Genomic DNA, 1858 nt, shown 5'->3' on the forward strand with positions numbered 1-1858 from the left:
AACCGTCAATTTTTTGAATATCAATACTGTCCATCGATTCTAAACGATTGATTTGCTCTGTTGGTAGGTTATCGATAAATTGAACCTCGCCTGTTTGAAGCATCGAAATGGCAGTAGAAATCTCAGGAACTACCTTGAACACAACTTTCTTTAAGTCGGGTGCTCCTCCCCAATATTCCTCGTTTGCTTCTAGTTCCAACTTGTCACCTGGAGTCCAACTAACAAATTTAAATGGTCCTGTACCTACAGGCTCTTTCATCAAATCTTGCTTCTGGTCAGCAGTTGGGCTTATGATTGCTGCATTTGAATGAGAAAGTGCTGCTAAGAATGCCCCGTATGGATATTTCGTTGTAATTTTAACAGTGTTTTCATCTTCGACTGTAATTTCTTCCACTGATTCTAAAAGAGATGCACGTGGTGCTCCTGTTGCTGGGTCACGTAATTTGTCAAACGTATATTTAACCGCTTCTGCGTTAAATGGAGTTCCATCATGGAACTGTATACCTTCTCTTAGTTTAAAGATCCATGTATTTTCATCTGGATTCTCATAGGATTCTGCTAATTTAGGTTCAATCTCTAATGTTTCTGAGTTGCGCTGAAAAAGTGTCTCATATACTTGTTCAATTACATTTGCTGAAGGAGAATCATTTGTCATGGTTGGAGACAAGCCGACCGCATCAGTTGTAGTAGCATAGGTAAAGGTATCTCCACTAATGTCACTTCCTGAGCCTCCGTTTTCTTTTGGAGCTGATGAAGACTCTCCTCCAGAACAAGCTGCTAGAACGATTGATACAACAAATAATAAAATAAATAACCATTTTTTCTTCATTTTCATATTCCCCCTATTTTCTATTTTTTATTGGATGTCCATATTTGGATCTAGTGCATCTCGTAATCCGTCTCCTAATACGTTAAAGGCAAATACAGTTAACATAATTGCTATCCCAGGAATAATTGTTAAATGCGGTGACGTCCACATATAGCTTTGACCTTGTGCTATCATTGCCCCCCATTCTGGTGTAGGAGGCTGTGCCCCCAATCCTAAGTAACTTAGAGAGGCTGTTGAGAGGATAGCTGTTCCCATTCTCATTGTTGCAAATACGATAATTGGTGCCATCGCATTAGGAAGAATATGACGAATCATAATCCTTAAATCAGAAGCACCTAATGATTTTAAAGCCATAATATATTCTTTTTGCTTTATAGAAAGTACTGATCCTCTCACTATGCGAGCACAGCTTGGTATCGACCAGATACTAATCGCTATTGCCACATTAACTAAACTGGTACCCAATATAGCAATAATTAGCATAGCTAGTAGAATACCCGGGAAGGAAAACAGCAAATCTACTATTCTCATAATGATTCCATCGAGTTTTTTATAATAGCCCCCGAGCAAACCAAGCGTAATTCCTCCCAGTAAACCAAGACTGACTGCAGCTATTCCGACTAACAGAGAAATTCTTGATCCGTAAACAATGCGAGACCAAACGTCTCTACCATAATTATCTGTCCCCAACCAATGGCCTTCTGAAAAGATAGGGAGTTCACTGGCTACTAGATTTTGTTTTGATGGATCATGTGTGGCTAAGGAGGGAGCAAATACCGCTATGAAGATTAGCCCCAAAATAATAGCAAGACCAATTACTGCTAGTTTATTTTTTAAGAGGCGTTTCATCGTCGTAACGTAAACCTTATCTTTCTTTTTGGTTGCAGTTGGAAGATTATTATTAATTGAAATAGTGTTCGACATATGATCCCTCCTTCTTAGTCATAGCTTATCCTTGGATCGATGAATGTGTAGACAATATCCACGATGAGATTCACGACTACGAATAACGTTGCTACTAATAAAACT

2 protein-coding genes are annotated in these 1858 nt (G+C 38.8%); both read right to left on the reverse strand.

Features of this window, described 5'->3' with window-relative positions:
- The coding region (locus AC06OU_RS04725) for an ABC transporter substrate-binding protein (protein ID WP_475854302.1) at positions 1–829 on the reverse strand (829 nt) is incomplete at its 3' end.
- A gap of 27 nt (positions 830–856) precedes the next feature.
- On the reverse strand, positions 857–1753 hold the full coding sequence (locus tag AC06OU_RS04730) for an ABC transporter permease (protein WP_475854304.1): 897 nt from the start codon (positions 1751–1753) through the stop codon (positions 857–859).
- Positions 1754–1858: the final 105 nt, after the last annotated feature.

Source organism: Psychrobacillus sp. (genome assembly GCF_056205495.1).